The organism is Cryobacterium cryoconiti (assembly GCF_004403065.1).
Lineage (GTDB): Bacteria > Actinomycetota > Actinomycetes > Actinomycetales > Microbacteriaceae > Cryobacterium > Cryobacterium cryoconiti.
On record NZ_SOHA01000001.1, the window covers coordinates 75,179 to 91,417 of the forward strand.

At 66.5% G+C, this 16,239-nt stretch carries 12 protein-coding genes; 5 read left to right on the forward strand and 7 right to left on the reverse strand.

Annotated elements, in window-relative coordinates; genetic code table 11:
* Positions 1-68 precede the first annotated feature (68 nt).
* Positions 69-1,484 carry an MFS transporter gene (locus E3T49_RS00370; protein ID WP_134422377.1) on the reverse strand — a complete coding sequence of 472 codons (1,416 nt, stop codon included), beginning with the start codon at positions 1,482-1,484 and terminating at the stop codon, positions 69-71.
* Between the two features lie 165 nt (positions 1,485-1,649).
* Between E3T49_RS00370 and E3T49_RS00375 the strand changes: the two genes are divergently transcribed.
* Positions 1,650-2,609: an NAD(P)-dependent alcohol dehydrogenase gene (locus E3T49_RS00375; RefSeq protein WP_134422379.1), complete on the forward strand. Its 960-nt coding sequence runs from the start codon at positions 1,650-1,652 to the stop codon at positions 2,607-2,609.
* Positions 2,610-2,656: 47 nt separating this feature from the next.
* Here the strand turns inward: E3T49_RS00375 and E3T49_RS16380 are convergent, their stop codons facing one another.
* A complete protein-coding gene (locus E3T49_RS16380; protein WP_206750817.1) occupies positions 2,657-4,135 on the reverse strand; it encodes a helix-turn-helix transcriptional regulator in 1,479 nt (492 codons plus the stop codon).
* Between the two features lie 91 nt (positions 4,136-4,226).
* Here E3T49_RS16380 and E3T49_RS00385 point away from each other — a divergent pair, with 91 nt between their 5' ends.
* The 3 genes from E3T49_RS00385 to E3T49_RS00395 all read left to right on the forward strand — a co-directional run bounded on the left by E3T49_RS00385 (position 4,227) and on the right by E3T49_RS00395 (position 7,097).
* Positions 4,227-4,886 (forward strand): hypothetical protein, encoded by a 660-nt coding sequence (locus E3T49_RS00385; protein ID WP_134422381.1) that lies wholly within the window; start codon positions 4,227-4,229, stop codon positions 4,884-4,886.
* Positions 4,883-5,575, forward strand: a complete 693-nt coding sequence (locus tag E3T49_RS00390) for a hypothetical protein (protein WP_134422383.1) — start codon at positions 4,883-4,885, stop codon at positions 5,573-5,575. Before E3T49_RS00385 ends, E3T49_RS00390 begins: the two co-directional genes overlap by 4 nt.
* Positions 5,576-5,636: 61 nt before the next feature.
* Positions 5,637-7,097, forward strand: a complete 1,461-nt coding sequence (locus E3T49_RS00395) for a ferredoxin reductase family protein (RefSeq protein ID WP_134422385.1) — start codon at positions 5,637-5,639, stop codon at positions 7,095-7,097.
* 68 nt (positions 7,098-7,165) lie between these two features.
* Here E3T49_RS00395 and E3T49_RS00400 read toward each other — a convergent pair whose 3' ends face one another.
* Positions 7,166-11,578 (reverse strand): caspase family protein, encoded by a 4,413-nt coding sequence (locus E3T49_RS00400; protein ID WP_134422387.1) that lies wholly within the window; start codon positions 11,576-11,578, stop codon positions 7,166-7,168.
* Between the two features lie 139 nt (positions 11,579-11,717).
* The gene (locus E3T49_RS00405; protein WP_134422389.1) at positions 11,718-12,452 is read right to left on the reverse strand and encodes an SDR family oxidoreductase; all 735 of its coding nucleotides are present in this window, start codon (positions 12,450-12,452) and stop codon (positions 11,718-11,720) included.
* A gap of 174 nt (positions 12,453-12,626) precedes the next feature.
* On the opposite strand from E3T49_RS00405, the gene E3T49_RS00410 reads away from it, so the two are divergent.
* Positions 12,627-13,343, forward strand: a complete 717-nt coding sequence (locus tag E3T49_RS00410) for a hypothetical protein (RefSeq protein ID WP_134422391.1) — start codon at positions 12,627-12,629, stop codon at positions 13,341-13,343.
* Here E3T49_RS00410 and E3T49_RS00415 read toward each other — a convergent pair.
* From E3T49_RS00415 to E3T49_RS00425, 3 genes are all read right to left on the reverse strand, one after another.
* Entirely contained in the window at positions 13,332-14,282 is a 951-nt protein-coding gene (locus tag E3T49_RS00415) for a Brp/Blh family beta-carotene 15,15'-dioxygenase (protein ID WP_134422393.1), read from the reverse strand. The two genes, E3T49_RS00410 and E3T49_RS00415, sit on opposite strands and share 12 nt — an antisense overlap.
* The gene (locus E3T49_RS00420; protein ID WP_134422395.1) at positions 14,279-15,478 is read right to left on the reverse strand and encodes an FAD-dependent oxidoreductase; all 1,200 of its coding nucleotides are present in this window, start codon (positions 15,476-15,478) and stop codon (positions 14,279-14,281) included. Before E3T49_RS00420 ends, E3T49_RS00415 begins: the two co-directional genes overlap by 4 nt.
* Positions 15,479-15,610: 132 nt before the next feature.
* Positions 15,611-16,234: a LysE family transporter gene (locus E3T49_RS00425; protein ID WP_134422397.1), complete on the reverse strand. Its 624-nt coding sequence runs from the start codon at positions 16,232-16,234 to the stop codon at positions 15,611-15,613.
* Positions 16,235-16,239: the final 5 nt, after the last annotated feature.

Genomic DNA, 16,239 nt, shown 5'->3' on the forward strand with positions numbered 1-16,239 from the left:
AAGCGTTCGGTGAGTAAACCCCTCACAACATCGGAGCAGTTCGCTCGGACCCGTTTCATATCCCACGGTCAGTGCCGGAGTTGCGCCTCCGCCGTCGGGTCCGGAGAGCCGTCAGAGGGTACGGACTCGTCCTGGTCGAGGTACTGCGCCGAGATGCGGCGGTACGACTTGGTGAAGAACGCACCGATGGCCGCAAGCACCATCAGGATGCCCGCGATGAGGAACACGAGAGCGATGCCCCGCACCTCTCCGTCACCCAGAAGCCAGCCGAGGCTGTCTCGTCCGGCAGCCGAGTTCATGAACGGGATGATGATGAACTCGGCGATCGGTGCGATCAGAAACGCGGTGATCGGGGCCGCCGCAGACTCGAATGCTGCAGCGAACCCGAACACACGGCCCTGCTCGCGGAACGGCACCACCTTCTGGATGACGGTCTGCTCTGACGCCTCGACGGCAGGGATAAGCGTCATGTAGAGCCAGATGCCCGCAGCGTACAGCCACCACCACTCACGGATCGTGAACAGCGCCCCGAGCACGCCCATCAGGATGACGAGCAACAGCATCGTGCGGATCGGGTTGCGCCCGAGTCCGAACTTCGCGATCAGCAGACCACCGATGATGAAGCCGGTCGACGTGACACCGAGCACGATTCCCCAGATCTCGACGGGAAAGAGCTCGAGGCCGTAGGGGTCCATGAGTGCCATGTAGACGCCGCCGATGAAGTTGTTGAACGTCGAGAAGATGATGAGCGCGAAGAGCCCGGTTGCCGCCCGCACCGCCGTGATGCTGCCGCGCAGGTCGATCAGCGGACGCCGCTCGCCATCCTGCTGGGGTTGGTCCTCGGGGATGCGCAGGAACAGCAGGTGCAGGAGGGCCGCCGCCGACAGCACGATCGCGATGAGGAGCGTCCACCCCATGCCCAGAAACCCGATCGCGAGGCCGCTGAAGACACTTGTCACCATGAAGGCAAGCCCCTGCACGGTGCCCACCAGCCCATTCGCGTTCGCGTGCCGCTCGGTCGGGATCAACAGCGTCACGACCGTCGACAGGGCGATGTTGCGCATGTTCTCGATGACGGCGCCGAAGAGGATGATCCCGCTGAACAGCCAGAACATCGGCCCACCGATGTCAAGCAGCGTGGACTCCGGGAACAGTAAGTACAACCCGCCGCCGATGCCGAAGGCGATCAGGGTGACCAGGCCCGCGAAGACCATCACGAGGTGCTTGCGATGCCGGTCCACGATCGTGCCGAACGCCATCGAGAACACCGCGACGAGAAGCATGTACGCTCCGCCGATGACACCGGTGGCGAGCACCGAGCGTGTCTCCAGGTAGACCCAGAAGGTGAGGGCGAACCAGAGGAAACTCGTCGTGACGTTCGCGACCGCCGTGTTCACGAGCACCTGCGCGAACGTGCGCGAACCACCGGGCGGCGGTTCGGTGTGCGACTGGGATGCGGCGGGTGCGTTGTCCGTGCTGCCCATATGATCGTCCTCCCCGGGTGCGTTGAGAGTCTCGACATCATTCTAGGGAGACGCAGTGAGCCTGTCGCGGGTGATCTTGGGGGTCGTTGCGGGTCCTCGCACGCTCGGGCCTACACTGGCGGGCATGGCCGACTCCTCACGCGTGACGTTCAGAATGAGATCGGCGTGAGAGCCGTCGTCTACGACCGGTACGGCCCGCCCGACGTGCTGCGGATCGAGGACACACCGGTGCCGGCGCCTGGCGCGAAGCAGGTGCTCGTGGAGGTTGTCGCGACATCCGTCAACCTCTCGGACTGGGAGGGGCTGACGGGGTCACCGTTGTACGCCCGGATCGGGGGACTCCGCGCCCCCCGGCGACGGGTTCTCGGTTCCGATATTGCCGGACGTGTCGCCGCGGTCGGCGACGGCGTGACCCGGTTCCGTGTCGGGGATGAGGTGTACGGCGACAATCTCGCCCTGATGGGCGGTTTCGCTGAGTACGCCGTGGTGCCTGACGCGATGCTGGCGCACAAGCCGGAGGGGTTGACGTTCGCCGAGGCCTCGACGCTGCCGCAGGCAGGTGCGATTGCGCTCACGGGCACAGCACGGATCCATTCGGGGCAGCGCGTCCTGGTGAATGGCGCCGGTGGCGGATCGGGCACGTTTGCGATCCAGCTCGCCGCGCTCGCCGGAGCGCATGTGACCGGTGTCGACAACGCCGGCAAGCTCGACTACCTTCGCCAGCTCGGCGCCGATGAGGTGGTCGACTATCGCCGAACGGACTTCACGAGGCTCGAACCGTTCGACGTCGTGCTCGACCTCGTCGCCCACCGCTCCCTCTTCGCCTACCGGCGGGCGCTGGCTCCGGGCGGCCGCTATTCCTGCGTCGGCGGAGCCGTGCCGACACTGCTGGGGGTCGGCACGATCGGCGCTGTGCTCGGCCTTCTCACCGGGCGCCGGATGGGCGTTCTCGCCGTCAGACAGGGCCCGGCTCACTTCATGCCCGTAGCCGAGCTGTGTGTCGCCGGCGACCTCCGCATCCGAGTCGACCGCACCTTCACTCTCGACGAAGTGCCGCAGGCCCTCGCCTGGGTGGGGGAGGGCCGTGCGCTCGGCAAGGTGGTCGTCGCCCCGCACGGAACATAACCGGCGGAGAGTGACGCGGCCACCGGGTACCTGGTTGATTCGGTCGGTCAGGCCGAGTGATGCCGCGACACCCATGCTGCGACGGCAGTCCGATTCGGCAGACCCAGACGACGAAGGATGCTGCTGACGTGATTCTCGACGGTTCGCTCCGACAGGAACAGCCGCTGTGCCACTTCGCGATTCGTCATCCCCGCTCCGACGAGCTCGGCCACCTCCGCCTCGCGCAGAGACAGGGGATCCAGCAGCGACCGTGCAGATCGAGGCGATGTGGGTGCGCCCAGCAGAGCGATCGCCTCTCGGGCCCGGCGCGAAAACGCGGGCGCATGCATGTCCTGGCTGCTCGTGAGCGCCGTTTCGTAGTGCGCCCGCGCACTCGCGGTCCGTCCCAGGAATGCGGCCAGGTCGCCGAGGTAGAGCGCGACCGCGCCCGCGTACGGGGTCATGACGGTCGGCATCACATGCAGGTTCCCGTGTGGGCTGAGCATTTCGTAGAGGTGAGCGGCAGAGCGCTGATCGTGCGCGACGATGCTGAGCTCGGCGTGAGCGGTCGTCGCGAGCAGCCACTCCATCGCGGTGAGCGGAACCTCATCGAGGTGCGGCGCGAGCGCGCGCCAGATCTCGAGAGCGTCGTCGCGTCTGCCCAGCGCGATCAGGATGCCGGCCCGCCAGCTCTGCGCCTGAAACGGTGCATCCGCCAGAGCGCGACGTACTTCCTCCTCGATGCCCGGGAGTCCATCGCCCGTGCGGAGGGCGAGATTGGAACGCAGGACCAGGTCGATGAACGCGGCCTCCTCCACCCCCGCGGCCACCCCGAGCCGCGCGGCCTCCGCGGTGAGCGGCGGGACGTCGTCGATGTGGTCATCCAGGAGCGCCAACGCCGAGCGGATGGTCGCCACCCGCCACCGCCATTGCGGGCTGTCCAGCCGGCGGATGACGCCGACCAACTCAATGAACTCCGTGTTGAGCTCGATCCGCCGGCCGAGCTGAGCGAGGGCATCCAGCCGCCACAGCATCCCCCACGCGGTATCGTCGTCCCGGTGCACCGCGCTCGCCGTGTCTCGTACCCGGGTCGCGATCTCGAAACGTTCTGCAAGCCGGGCAGGCGCCATCGCCGCGGCGTGCGCGGCGCGCAACTCGAGAATCACTGCATCCGCCTGCACTTCGCTCAGGAAGGGGGCGGTCACCGCGGGCCGCTCTGTCCACCCGCCGGACAGCCCGGCGAGGTAGAGCTCCAACCGTTGACGCTGAGCGGATGGCCCGGGGTCCAGCATCCTGAGAGCCTCGAGACAGAGGGCCTGGCGCGCGGTGGTCATGTGGTGCGAGCCGATCTGGGGACCCGGAATCAGCGTGGCCGCGTCTGCGACAAGGCCGGCGTCGCCGAGCTCCCGACCGATTCCGCCAGCGCTTAGGCAGGCATCCCACGCACGTTCGACGGAACCGCGGGCGAGTTCGTCGCGTGCCAGGGCGAGCGCAGCCAGCGCGTCGGAGCGTAAGGCTTCGCCATCGGCAGTGTTGTCGCTACTCATCGTGACCTCGAAGATAACTGCGTGATTCCACGGATGCCGCCCGATGGTCGCGAGCGTACCGTGAGAGTCACTGATGAGGGAGGTGAGCCGCATGAGGGCTCGACGGGTTGCGATATCCGGTGGTTGGGCGGCTGTGGTCGCGGGAATGCTCGGGGCGGGGGCGGCGGCGTTTCTGTTGGTCGTGCCGCCGGTGGTGGAGGCTGACCGGTACAGCTTCCCGCTCACCGCGGCGGGGTTCGCGATCATCCAGATCGCCTTCTTCCTCCATCACCTGCTTGTCGTGTGGGCGCTCTGGGCGTTCTGGCGGGCGGGGTTGGCCGGCCGCGGAGTGCTGGCAACCATCGGCGGAATCGCGTCGGTACTGGCGATGCTTGCGCTCTCGGTGCAGGAACTGCTGGTGATCAACGCCGCCGATTCGGCCTACCCATCACCGCTTACCGATGTGATCGAGGCCGCCTTCGGCACGATCACGCTCGCCACGGGTGCCGCGCTCATCGTTCTCGGAATCGCCGCGGTGCGGGCGCGGGTGCTCTCCGGCAGTGGGCGCTGGCTGATGCTCGGCATCGGAGTCTGGGTTATCGTGCCGCTCACTCCCGCTATCTTCGCCGGGTTCGAACTCGGGCGGATCGCGATTGGGCTGTGGCTGTTGCTGTTCACCTGGCTCGGCGCTGAGATGATCCGGTACGCCCGCACCTCAAACGCTGCGGTGGCCGACACGGTGGCACAGCCCAGGATCGGCGCCGGGCGATGACCAGCCGTCGCGTCGGATCGACCGTGGCTCTCGGCGCACTGTGTGGGCTCGCCTGGGCCGCGTCCTTCCGCGCAGTGATGAGCGAATTCGTCGGCTCTGGATCGACGGTCGTCTGGCTCGACACGTTCGCCGCCATTCTGCTTCCCGGGGTGATCGTCGGCGCCCTGTTGGGTTGGGCGCACACGATTCGGCTGAGTGGGGGACACCCCGGCTGGCGGTGGCTCGGTGCCGCGCCCGCGGCGTTCGCCATCGCCCCGATGCTCCTCCCCGACGCTATTTTGGCGCTTTTCACGCTGGGTCTGGGCGGGGGAGCCATAGCGGTCCCCGTGCTCGCAATCGGTGGCGGGTTCGCCATCGCGGGGCGCGGCCAGCTCTGGGCACGCATCGTGTGCGGCGTGATCAGCGCCCTCATGATCGTCGGCATGGTGCTGGCAACATTCGTTATCGGTGGACCACGCCTCGCCGTGACCGAGCCGCGCGGCGCCTGGGTCGCACTGCTCGCATCCTCGCTGCTGACCCTGTTCGTCCTGGCGGCGTCGATTCCGTTCCGGCCGGTGATGGAGGCTCACCTCGACGAGGGCAGCAGAGTCGGCCGACGGTTTCCCCCTCAACAGGTTGATCATGCTGATCATTCGCGCGGCACCGGCACGGAGCGAAGCCGTGCCCTCCGCACGACTCCGCATTCTTAGGCGCCGCCACGGCCAACTAGGCTGAAATCCCGGCGAACAGTCGCCCCGCGATGGAGCCGCTATGCCTAGTGATGAACGAACCCGTGCACGACGGACCCCGTGGGCAGACCTGTTGCGGAGCATCCCGATCTCCTGGCGAGATTTTTCTCTGGCCGGTGAACAGTTCGCGGCACGCCGCGTGTTCTCCCCGCGCCTGCACCTGATCATGCCCGTGCTGGCCGTGCTCAGCGCGCTGGTGGGCTACCTCGCTTTTCCGGTCGGCCGCGGTATGGACAGCTGGGGTCTGTATCTGGGGACGCTCGCCATCGTCTGCATGTCGTGGACCTTCATTCTCGCGTCACGCCTGAACGTGGTGCACGCTCTCTTCGGCGGCTTCGACCGCAGCTACATCTGGCACCGCTGGTTCGCGATCGTCGCCGTGGTTGCGCTCCTGTTTCACGCCGACGCTGACAACGACGCCCGCGTTGCACTGCTCCCGTTCGGCGAAAACCTCGAAGACATCGGCAAGGACCTGGCCGAGGTCGCCGAGATCCTGGTGATCGCCCTGATCATGCTGTCGATTCTGCGGGCACTGCCGTACGGGCTGTGGAAACTGACCCACAAGTTCATGATCATTCCCTACGCGTTCTCGTGCTTTCACTTCATCACCGCGGAAACGACATTCCCCTGGGTCTCCGGCTGGGGCCTGTGGTTCGGCGTCATCATGGCCGCGGGAGTGCTCTCCTACCTCTACCGGCTGCTCTGGGTCGACCTTGCCCTGTCGGATTTCCGCTACCGGGTGAGCCGGTTGGAGACGACATCGGATACCTTCACGGGGCTCCACCTGACCCCGGTCGGCCGTCGGCGCCTGCGCGCGCGGGCCGGCCAGTTCGCGTTCGTGCGTTCCTCGGTGTCGCCGTGGGCCGAGCCGCATCCGTTTTCCATCGCGTCTACGCCGACGGATGCCGACCTCAGCTTCTTCGCGCGCGTCACCGGAGACTGGACCGCCACGCTCGGCTCGAGCCTCTCCGTGGGCGATCTGGTCACCCTGTCCGGTCCGCACGGCAATCTGGAGGTCGTCGCCGGGTGTGATCGCGCCCACATCTGGGTGGCGGCCGGGTCGGGCATCACCCCGTTTCTCAGCGTGGGCGACGTGTTGGCGACCCTCGCGACGCCCCCACGCCTGATCTACAGCTTTCGCGGCGTGGCCACGGCCATCGGCCTCGACACGGTGCGAGCCTGGCGCGACCGGGGACTGATCGACCTGATCGAACACGATTCACACACGCAGGGGCGCCTGACCATGGGCACCGTGCACGCCCTCATCGCCGGCGACCTTGCCGCCGGCACACCGCCACGTCGCCTGCACGTCGCCGTCTGCGGCCCGTTCGAGCTGATCCGCGGGGTGCAGAAGACAGCCCGGGGCCTGGGCATTCGCTCGGTGGACTTCGAAGTGTACGACTACCGCTCGGGTTACGGCCCGAATCTGACTCCCGTCACGCGAGCGGTTCTCGACCGGCTGACCGCAGCGCTGAGACGGTGATCGCCGGTCGCGGTGCGCTCACCAGATTCAGCTGAACCCACCACGACGGGACCGGCGGCCACCGCTCGCTATCGCGGTGCGATGAGATCGGCCGTCGCCCGAAGGAATGCAGCGACAACCGCCGCCTGGTCAGGCTTGTCGTCTGCCTCCGCAACGGGGATCGCGGGGGTCGGCACCGGTGAGACGGGACCGGAGTCCGGGGTCGCCGTGATCACCGCGAGGGTCGCCGGCGGGGTGGGAGGAACATCGGCGAGCGAGGCGAGAAGCGTTCTCTCGAGCAGTGCCGGGGGCTTCACGACGGGTGTCTGTCGTGGATCGTTGCCGAAAGCGGCGAGCACTGCCTCGTGAAAGGCCCGGTTTGTCGACGAGCCGATCGCCTCGCGGAAGAGCGGCAGTGCCCGGGCCGTGAAGTCACCCTGCGAGCCGGTCTCGTAGGCGACCTGCGTGGCCAGGCAGGCGCCGAAGAACACGCCGCGCTCATTGTCCCGGGCCGTCGAGCGCGCCAGGGAGCCCCGCTTGGCTTTGTACGCCTCGATCTCCTCTCCGCCCAGGCTCACCAGACGCTTGCGGGATCCGACGGCGGACAGGGTGTGTGTGTTGATGTCACGCTGCCCGCCTCCCGAGTGGCAGGAGTCGAAGAAGATGGTGAGGTTGACACCTGCCGGGAGCAGGTCCCAGATCTCGCCGAGGTCATCGTCAATGATCAGGTTCCCCTCGCGGAAATCCACCGGGCAGAGCGCCTCATCGACGAGTTTGTGGTCGGGATCTCCACCGTCCACATTTCCGGGTTCGCCGGCATCCTCCAACAGCTCATCCTGGTTGAGGTCTTCGACGGTGGTGCCGTGACCCGAGTATTGCAGGGCAATGACGTCGCCTGCCCGGCTGGAGACGACCAGTTCACGGATCGCGTCCAGCATGCGCTGTTGGGTGGCCTGTTCGTTCAGCAGCGTTTCGGTCTCGAACCCGGCTGCAGAGAACGCCGCCTGCCAGGCGAGCGCATCCGAGACACAGCCGAGCAGCGCATCCGTGGGATAGCTGTCGATTCCGATGCAGAGGGCGCGCCGCCGCGGCGAGACAGTCGCCGCTTCGGCTGTGTCACTCGTGTCCTGTTCGACATAGTCGAACACCTCCTCTTCACTCGGCCAGAGGGGATCAATCGCACGGGTCGCCGAGAACGGGAGGATGCTGTCGCGATCGAGCACGCGGCGGGCGACGCTGTTCATGGTGGGCGCGTCGTTGTCGAAATCCCCGTGTGCGCGGGACTGCGAACTCGAACGAGGACCGGAGTCTGACTTCGACCAGACCACCTCGACGCGTGAGCCGGTCCCGGGGCGCTGGAAGAGTTCCGACATTTCCGGGTCGGCGGTCAGACTGACCTCGAGTCCGAGAATCTTCGCTCCGGGTTCGGATTCCAGGGCGCCGCGGATCAGGTACAGCAGCGACTTCTTGTAGATGCCCAGGCACGTGTCCTTCTGCTCGATGTCATCTTCCATGGTGAACATCGTGAGCGCGTCGATCCTGCCGAGCCGGGGCACGATCTGCGTCTTGAAGGTGTCGATGCGGACGGCCGGTGCCAACAGGCTGAGGCTGTCGATACGCGGCACACCGGCGGTGAGCAAGGCCGGAATCAGGTAGGAGTGCACGATCGATCCGGCACTGTGGCCGATCAGGTGCACACTGATCTGGCCCGGATGCGCACGCATGTAGGCACTGAGCAGGGTGGCAAGCGCCGTACCGCCGCCGGTCGGGCCTGACGCGTGCTCGGCATCGCGTTTCATCGCACTCCAGACCACATCGCCTCGGGCCGATCGCGCCGCAGCCTCGATGATGCCGTCAAAGAAGTCGCCGAGGTTGCGCTGCCGGCCCGGGAGTGAGTCCTTGACCGCGTCCCAGAGCGAGCCTGCGAGACCGCTTTCCCACACCAGATGAATCGGGTACGCGCCGTTGTCCCTCCACCACTCGACCTGCTTCTTGGCGATCTTCAAACCGGAACCCTTGTTGACCAGGCCACCGTGCGCATAGATCACCAGCGGAACGGGCCCCGGTCGTGCCTGGTCAGCGATGAAGGCCGGCAGATGGGTGCGGAAGACTTCCGACAGGTCGGCCTGGGTGGTTCTGAAGTCGGCGTCACTCGTCGGCGGGACGCTGGGCCCCTTCGCCAATTCGCCGTCCGTCAGATTGACGACGTGCGGCTGCAGGGCCAGCAGTTGGGCTGCAGAGAGCCCGGAGTCTCGGGGGATGGAGCGGGTTGCGTCAGAGGTGGACATTGCGCTGCCTTTCGGTGGGAGTCGGTGAGCATCGAGAGTGCCGGGCGTGATGGAGTCCGTGGCCGAAGAGGCGACGGGCGACTCGAGTCCCACCACTTCGACGCGAGCGTCCGGGTGGGCGTAGACGGTGTAGGCGAGCCAGGAGGTGTCGCCGGACTTGCGCGCCTCACGGCGGGCGTCGATGGTCGCTTCGGCGATGGTCTTATTCGCACGGAGACCGGCATAGAAGGCGCGCACGAAGTCCCGTGCCGGCTCGTCGCCGACCGACCACAGGCAGCCGACGAACGCCGCGGCCCCTCCGCGCAGGAAAGCTTCGGCGAAGCCTCCTTGCTCGGAGTGCTTCGAGGGAGGGCGCCCGAGCCGGCAGGAGTTGAGCACGACCAGGGGACCAGGGTCGTGAAAGGCGAGCGGTGGGCGGTCAGGTAGGTCACGTCGCAGGTCCTCCAGCGAATAGGCATCAGGGGAGTCGGTGGTCGATCGCACGAAGTTGGCCAGGAGCAGCTGTTGCAGCGGCGGGTCTGCTGCGTCGTCGGTGAGGCCGTGCCCGCCGAAGTGCAGCAGGTCCATTTCTCCGTTCGTGAGCAGGGTACGGATGCTGTCGGCGTCCCCTGGCGCCAATTCTGTGGCAGCGAAGTCGGAGATGAGGTAGTCGAGTTCGTGTTCGGCGTCGATCAGCGCCAACTCCGTATCGGCGTAGCGAGGACACAGATACCGAGCGCGGCCGGCTGAAATTCTGAGCGTCTCCGGATGCGGCGTGTTGTAGATCCATCGCACCAGGCCGGCGCGGCCGAGGAAGCCGGATTCGTCCTTGGCATCGTCGTCGATGTCGGGATCGGCGATGTAGACCAGCTCCCACGGGATATCGGTCTCCCCGCTGGTCAGGATCGTGAGTTCATCGATCTGTTCCGGGTGGGCTGCGAAGAACGATCGCAGGTCTGCCGGGAGAACGTCTTCAGCCAGCTTCACTCCGAGTTGCTGCAACCGGGCACGAAAGGCGAGGCTCCGTTCGCGCGCGGTCGGCAATGCCTTGAAGTCCTCCCAGGCAGCGTCGATTGCGCCGTAAACCGCGCCGACAAGGGCCGGTTTGTCTTCGATGACCCGCTCGAATCTTTTTCGAGTGCCCGGGAGAACGAGTTCGAAGCTGAGGCGCGAGTGAGCGCCGACCCGGTTTTCGTCGATCGTGAGTGTCTTCGGGGCGAGGAATTGACGGACCCTCGGTGAGAGGAAGCTTGTAATCAGCGCCGCATCCGGTCCTTCGGCGGTGGGGGACACCGGGCCTCGTTGCACGGTCGCGTTCAGCCAGAGCGTCGCGAGGGGCATCGGTTCCCCCTGGCGCACGACAACCTGCACTTCGCCCTCACCGATTTCGAGGCCGACCACGGTGAAAGTGACCACCGATTCTTCCAACGGCGGTGGCAGGTACAGCTCGCGGTTGTCGGGTGCGTTCTCAGACACCGAGAAATTACGGCAGAACAGTGCGATGTTCACGGTCTGGGCAGGGTCGACGACGATCACGTGCTCGTCGTGGGCCTGGCTGGAATCGATGGTCACCTCGCCCCGCGACAGCCGCACCGTCACGGTGACGGGCGTGTTCAGTTGAACGAGCGGCGGCATACTCGCGCCGACCTGGGCGAACTCGAACCGGCCGCCGTCCAGCGGTTCAGCGTGCGGTGCCGCCCCGACAGGCGACGGCGCAAAGCCCTCCTGATCAGCGACGACTGCCTGTTCAGCTGCGGCTTCAGCGGCGACGGCGCCCTGCACCAGGCGAACATTCGTCAGGTCGAAGTCGACCTCGGCCAGGCCGACAGCTCGCACGACCAGGGCCAGTTCTCGGTCGGTGTCGCACTCCAGCACGAAGACGTCGACGTGTTGGTGAGACGATAACGTCACCGCGAAGCTCTGGATGCCGGGGGTCGACTCGGTCGGTTCGACGGAGCGAACGTCGCCGGACGCACTCCGCTCCAGCACCGCCGAAACCCGTCCGGCGTGTGAGCGCACCGTGATGTGCGCTGTTCCGGATGCGTCGCTGGATGACACGGTCAGAGCGGCCAGAAGTGAAGTAGCCGGTGACTGGTCAAGGGCGTGGCTCAGAGCCGGGTCGGGCTGGTCGACCTGCTCCAGGACGAGACCTGGGCTGGCCTCGGCGCTGACCCGCCCGTCGATGCTGATGATCCTGAACGACCCGGCCACAGTTCCTCCTATGAGGATGCTCATTCATGGGTTCTGAGCGGACTATATGGTGTGCTCACCAGCCGGACAACCGCTCGCACTGACTGCCGGCGCCGAGAGGCAGTCGCGGGCACTGGTCCGACGTGCGGCCGGCTAGACAGGTGGGACCTGTTGCATCGTTGTCCTACACGTTCAGAACTTGCCCCACCGTCGCACCGCCGTCGGCGATGAACTCGGTGCCCGTGGAGTAGGTCGCATCCGCGACCAGGTACAGAATCAGCTTGGCCACTTCCTCCGGCTCACCGATCCGGGGGATCGGCTGCCCGGCGTACATCGCCGAACCTTCCATGCCGGCGGTCATCGGGGTGCGGATGCCGCCCGGGTGAACCGAGACCACACGGATGTTGTCCTTGCCGAGATCCAGGGCCGCGGCTTTGGTGAGTCCGCGTACGCCCCACTTGCTGGCAACGTAGGCGCTCAGGTTGGAGTAGCCCATGATTCCCGCGGTGGACGACACGTTGACGATGACGCCTCCGCCGGCGGCTTTCATCGACTCAGCGACGGAGCGGATACCGAGAAAGACGCCGGTCAGGTTGATGCCGATGACGCGGTTCCACTCCTCCAGCTCGGTGGTGGCCACCGGGGTGAACGCGACGATCCCGGCGTTGTTGATGAGGATGTCGATGTGACCGACGGTGGTGTCGACGTCGGCCACCACGGCCTTCCACTGCGTCTCGTCGGACACGTCGAGGTGCCGGTAGAGTCCGCCGATCGAGTCCGCCAGCGCCTGGCCCGCGTCATCCGCCAGGTCGGCGACGATGACTCGAGCTCCCTCTGCTGCCAGCAGCTTCGCATCCGCCGCTCCCATGCCCGAGGAACCGCCGGTCACGAGCGCGATTCTGCCGTCGAGTTTTCCCATGATTCGTCTCGATTCTGCTTTTCTCGCCCCGCTCCAGTTGCACGACGAATGTTTCGCCAGATTAGCCACGTTCCCCGGATTGGACAGGGCTGCGCCGGGGGCAACGCATGATAAATTCGAGTGTTCCGGTATCGGGGCGTGAGAGCACGTACAACATCGTCGAGAGGCTCAAGCATGAGCGAGCAACCGAGCATCCGAGTCCGACGTCTGGGCAAAGGGCATCGGGCAGCGTTTGTCACGTTGTTCGCCGAGAACCCGCAGGCCGAGATCGACGACGCGCCGGAGACCTACTTCGACGACACCATCGAACTCCAGATCGAGTCCATGGCTCTCGCCCTGGTCGCCGAATCCGAAGACGGCCGGCTCCTCGGCGCCGTCGTCACCGAGCCCGACAGCTACGTCGACGAGAATCAGCTCAACGAAGACTCCACCGACGAGGACATCGACGACGCCATCGTCAGCGACCACGGCACCGCCGTCATCGAACTGCTGATCACCGATGGATCCGCGGAGGTGTGCCGGGCGCTGCTCAACACTCTCGCGCCGGCCCTCACCACCCGCGGTTTCGCTCAGGTGCACGCCAGCATCGCACCGGACCTCGCCGAGGTGTTCCGCGGCCAGGGCTGGGTTGTTCTGCCCGAGAACACGGGCATCGCGTGGATGGGCATGGACCAGTCCGACGAGCAGGTCCGCGACTACGAAGCGATCCCGCACGGGTCGCTGTCCGCCTACCTGATCATCGACCCCAATGTGTACATGGCCTGGCCGTATGACGCGCCTCGCGATCCGGAAGACGACGAGACTCGCCAGGAGAACATCGCCAGCGGCATGGAGGAGTTCGCGGCCCGGGTCGAGGCGGACGCATCCTCAGAGGGCCCCTCAGGCAACTGAACGAGACGCCGAGCCTGCCGATCGTCGCCGTCGGATGTCGTAGGTCACCACCATCATGTGCGGCACGGTGAGCCCGGCCAGACCGATGAACACCAACTGCAAGATCTGGTCGCTCACAACGGCGCCGGACCCGAAGACCGCGAGGATGGCCCCCGCTGTCAGGAGGGGCACCACGGTGTAGACCGTGACCAGGACGGCTGTCTTTCGCCCGCCGCCCCGCTCCTCCTGGAAGCCTCCCAGCAGGTGCCGGAAACTGTGCAGTGCGCAGAAGTAGAGCAGGAAGAAGATAAGCGGTTCGGTGGCCAGGCCGAGGGCGGTGGCGAGAACGATTTCGATACTCTGGCTCGGTCGGCGCCGCAGCGCGACCACGGCCGCGACCAGCAGACCGGCCACGGCGAGCGGCCCGAGCCATTCCTGCACGGCGGCGACCGATGCGCCTCCCTCGCCGGACAGCACCACGTAGATGGCGCTCACCTGGTCGGGATGCGACAGCGCCGGCAGCGTGAGCAGACCGAAACCGGCGAGAAAACGCAACCAGACCGGCCGATCGGCATTCCAGTCGGATCCGAAGTGCAGAGCCGACACCAGGAGGAACGCGACCAGGCTCAGCACCGGCGCGACCAGCCAGAGCAGCACCACGGCGACCACGACGAGAATGTAGATCGCGTTGAACCCGGCGAAGCCCAGCGGAGTGCGCCACAGTCCGGCCCGGCGCGCGATCAGCGGATCGAGGGCCCCGTGGGGCAGGCCCAGCACGCCGCCGAGGATGCCCAGCAGAATGATCTGAACTGTGGGCGATGGCATGGGAAGGCCCAGCGCGACGACGAAAAGAGTGATCAGGGCCAGGCTGGAGAACACCAGCGTTTCAACGGGCACGCGCCGCCACCGTGGCGTTACCCGGGCTTCTGCTTCGCGGGGAGGAGCGGTCTGATCGGTCATCGCTGCACGCTGGTTTCTGTTGTCGGCGTCGGCTTGGCGGCCGGCAGAGTCTGTGCCGGGCTGAACGTCGCGGGCGCGGCTACCTGGGCAAGAAAGGGGGTCCACGGCAGGCTCGAGATGATGCGCGCATAGTCCGCGGGCCGAGCGCCGTCACTGAGAAAACGCACCAGCGCGGCCGGTGCGACGCCGCGGGCCAGGGCGAGAAAATACTCCGCGGTGCGTTCCGGATGCGCCCGAACGGCCTGCAGGAAGATGCGATCGAAGGTGCGCCGCACCCGGGGCTCTTCCGGGTGCCCCACTGCCCCCTGGCCGGCAAGCAGGCTCTCCGTACAGAGCCGGGCCCAGCGCTGAATGCGCAGAAACCCGTAGCCGGAGGCGGCCCGCAGCGCCCCGCCGGCATTGCCGGCGTACACAACCCCGGGTATCGACTCCGCGGTCTGCTTGCCCAGCCCCATGGCCAGCACACCGCCCTCGGTGCGCACCCGGCGGGCGTCGGCCAGGCCGAGCCCGGTGAGCACCTCGTCGAGCTCGCCGACCAGGCGCTCCCGCTTGATCGGAGCCATGCCGAAGCGGGTCCATTCCACGATCGCGCGGTTCGGGCCGAGCGGCAGGGTGTAGACGAACCGCAGGCCCTCGGCATCCGCGGTGAGCGATCCCATCAGCGTGACCTCTCTCGGATCGAACGGGAACGGATGCTCCCTCTCCAGTTCGAAGCCCACGAAGCTCTGGTACAGCATCGACTCGGTGGCCCGTGGCCGGGTGTCGACCACCTGGCGCGCCAGCAGACTGCCTGCGCTCGTCTCGACCCGCACACCGCCGGCGACTGCGGTGACCGTCTCGGCACTCACTCCGAGGCGCAGATCGACGCGCGATGACAGGGCGATGTCGGCCTGCATGCTCGCGTAGAAATCACGGGCCCGAATGTACTGGTAGGTCAGGCCGGGCACCTGGTGCCGAAAGGTGCGGCCCGCCGGATCCGAAAAAGTCCAGGTTTTCCAGCTCTGCGAGACCAGATGCGACAGGTCGTTCTGCTCCGGTCGCCAGAAGCACCAACTGCGGTCGTCCTGGTAGACCGTGCGCGGTTCCAGCACCACGACGCGCAGACCGGAACGTTCTCGTGCCAGACGGGCGGCCAGCGTGAGCCCGGCCAGTCCACCGCCCAGAATCACCAGGTCAGCGTCCAGCGCAAACGTCATCTGTGCTCCTTGCGTTCGATCACATCCGGAGGGCTTACTGGGTATTTTCGAACATCCTAGCTGCCCCGGATGTGCATGTTCCGTGCGCTCACCCAGCGTCGAAAACCGGAGCCAACCAGTAGTTTGGAGCCCTCAGTGGATGACGGCGAGCAGCACGCCGACGGCCACGAAAAGCACGCCGAAGACGCGGTTCAGCATCTGCTGACCCCGAGCGTCGCGGGTGAACCGCTGGAATGAGCGCGCCGTCCCTGCGAAGAAGAACCACATCACCAGAATGTCGATCACGACGACGGTGGCGGCGACGATCAGGTACTGGAACGGTAGCGGTCGGTCGACCCGGATGAACTGGGGGAGAAAGGCCAGGAAGAACACAATCGCCTTGGGGTTCAGGATGTTCACCCACAGCCCGCGCCGGAACATCGACCAGCGGGGCTCATTGCTCAGCGCGCTGACGCTCTCGGCATCGAGTTGCGGTTTGGCGAGGAACTGACGGATGCCCAGGTAGACCAGGTAGGCGGCACCCGCGTAGCGAATCACGTTGAACGCGATCGGCGAACCGGCCACGAGCAGGCCGACGCCGAGCGCCACGATCACGATGTGGACCAGCAGCGCGGCCTGCTGGCCGAGGATGCCCCAGATGGAGCGGCGGAAGCCCGCGTTCAGAGCGTTGCTCATGGTGTTGATCGCCCCCGCCCCGGGCGTGAAACTGATCAGGGCGCCCGCGCCGACCAGGGCCACCCACAGGGAGAACTGCATCGGAC

Excerpts from the sequence above, each read along its gene's own strand:
- E3T49_RS00370 (WP_134422377.1), bottom strand. The coding sequence starts at position 1,484 with ATGGGCAGCACGGACAACGCACCCGCCGCATCCCAGTCGCACACCGAA.
- E3T49_RS16380 (WP_206750817.1), bottom strand. The coding sequence starts at position 4,135 with ATGAGTAGCGACAACACTGCCGATGGCGAAGCCTTACGCTCCGACGCG.
- E3T49_RS00385 (WP_134422381.1), top strand. The coding sequence starts at position 4,227 with ATGAGGGCTCGACGGGTTGCGATATCCGGTGGTTGGGCGGCTGTGGTC.
- E3T49_RS00390 (WP_134422383.1), top strand. The coding sequence starts at position 4,883 with ATGACCAGCCGTCGCGTCGGATCGACCGTGGCTCTCGGCGCACTGTGT.
- E3T49_RS00395 (WP_134422385.1), top strand. The coding sequence starts at position 5,637 with ATGCCTAGTGATGAACGAACCCGTGCACGACGGACCCCGTGGGCAGAC.
- E3T49_RS00400 (WP_134422387.1), bottom strand. The coding sequence starts at position 11,578 with ATGAGCATCCTCATAGGAGGAACTGTGGCCGGGTCGTTCAGGATCATC.
- E3T49_RS00405 (WP_134422389.1), bottom strand. The coding sequence starts at position 12,452 with ATGGGAAAACTCGACGGCAGAATCGCGCTCGTGACCGGCGGTTCCTCG.
- E3T49_RS00410 (WP_134422391.1), top strand. The coding sequence starts at position 12,627 with ATGAGCGAGCAACCGAGCATCCGAGTCCGACGTCTGGGCAAAGGGCAT.
- E3T49_RS00415 (WP_134422393.1), bottom strand. The coding sequence starts at position 14,282 with ATGACCGATCAGACCGCTCCTCCCCGCGAAGCAGAAGCCCGGGTAACG.
- E3T49_RS00420 (WP_134422395.1), bottom strand. The coding sequence starts at position 15,478 with ATGACGTTTGCGCTGGACGCTGACCTGGTGATTCTGGGCGGTGGACTG.
- E3T49_RS00425 (WP_134422397.1), bottom strand. The coding sequence starts at position 16,234 with ATGCAGTTCTCCCTGTGGGTGGCCCTGGTCGGCGCGGGCGCCCTGATC.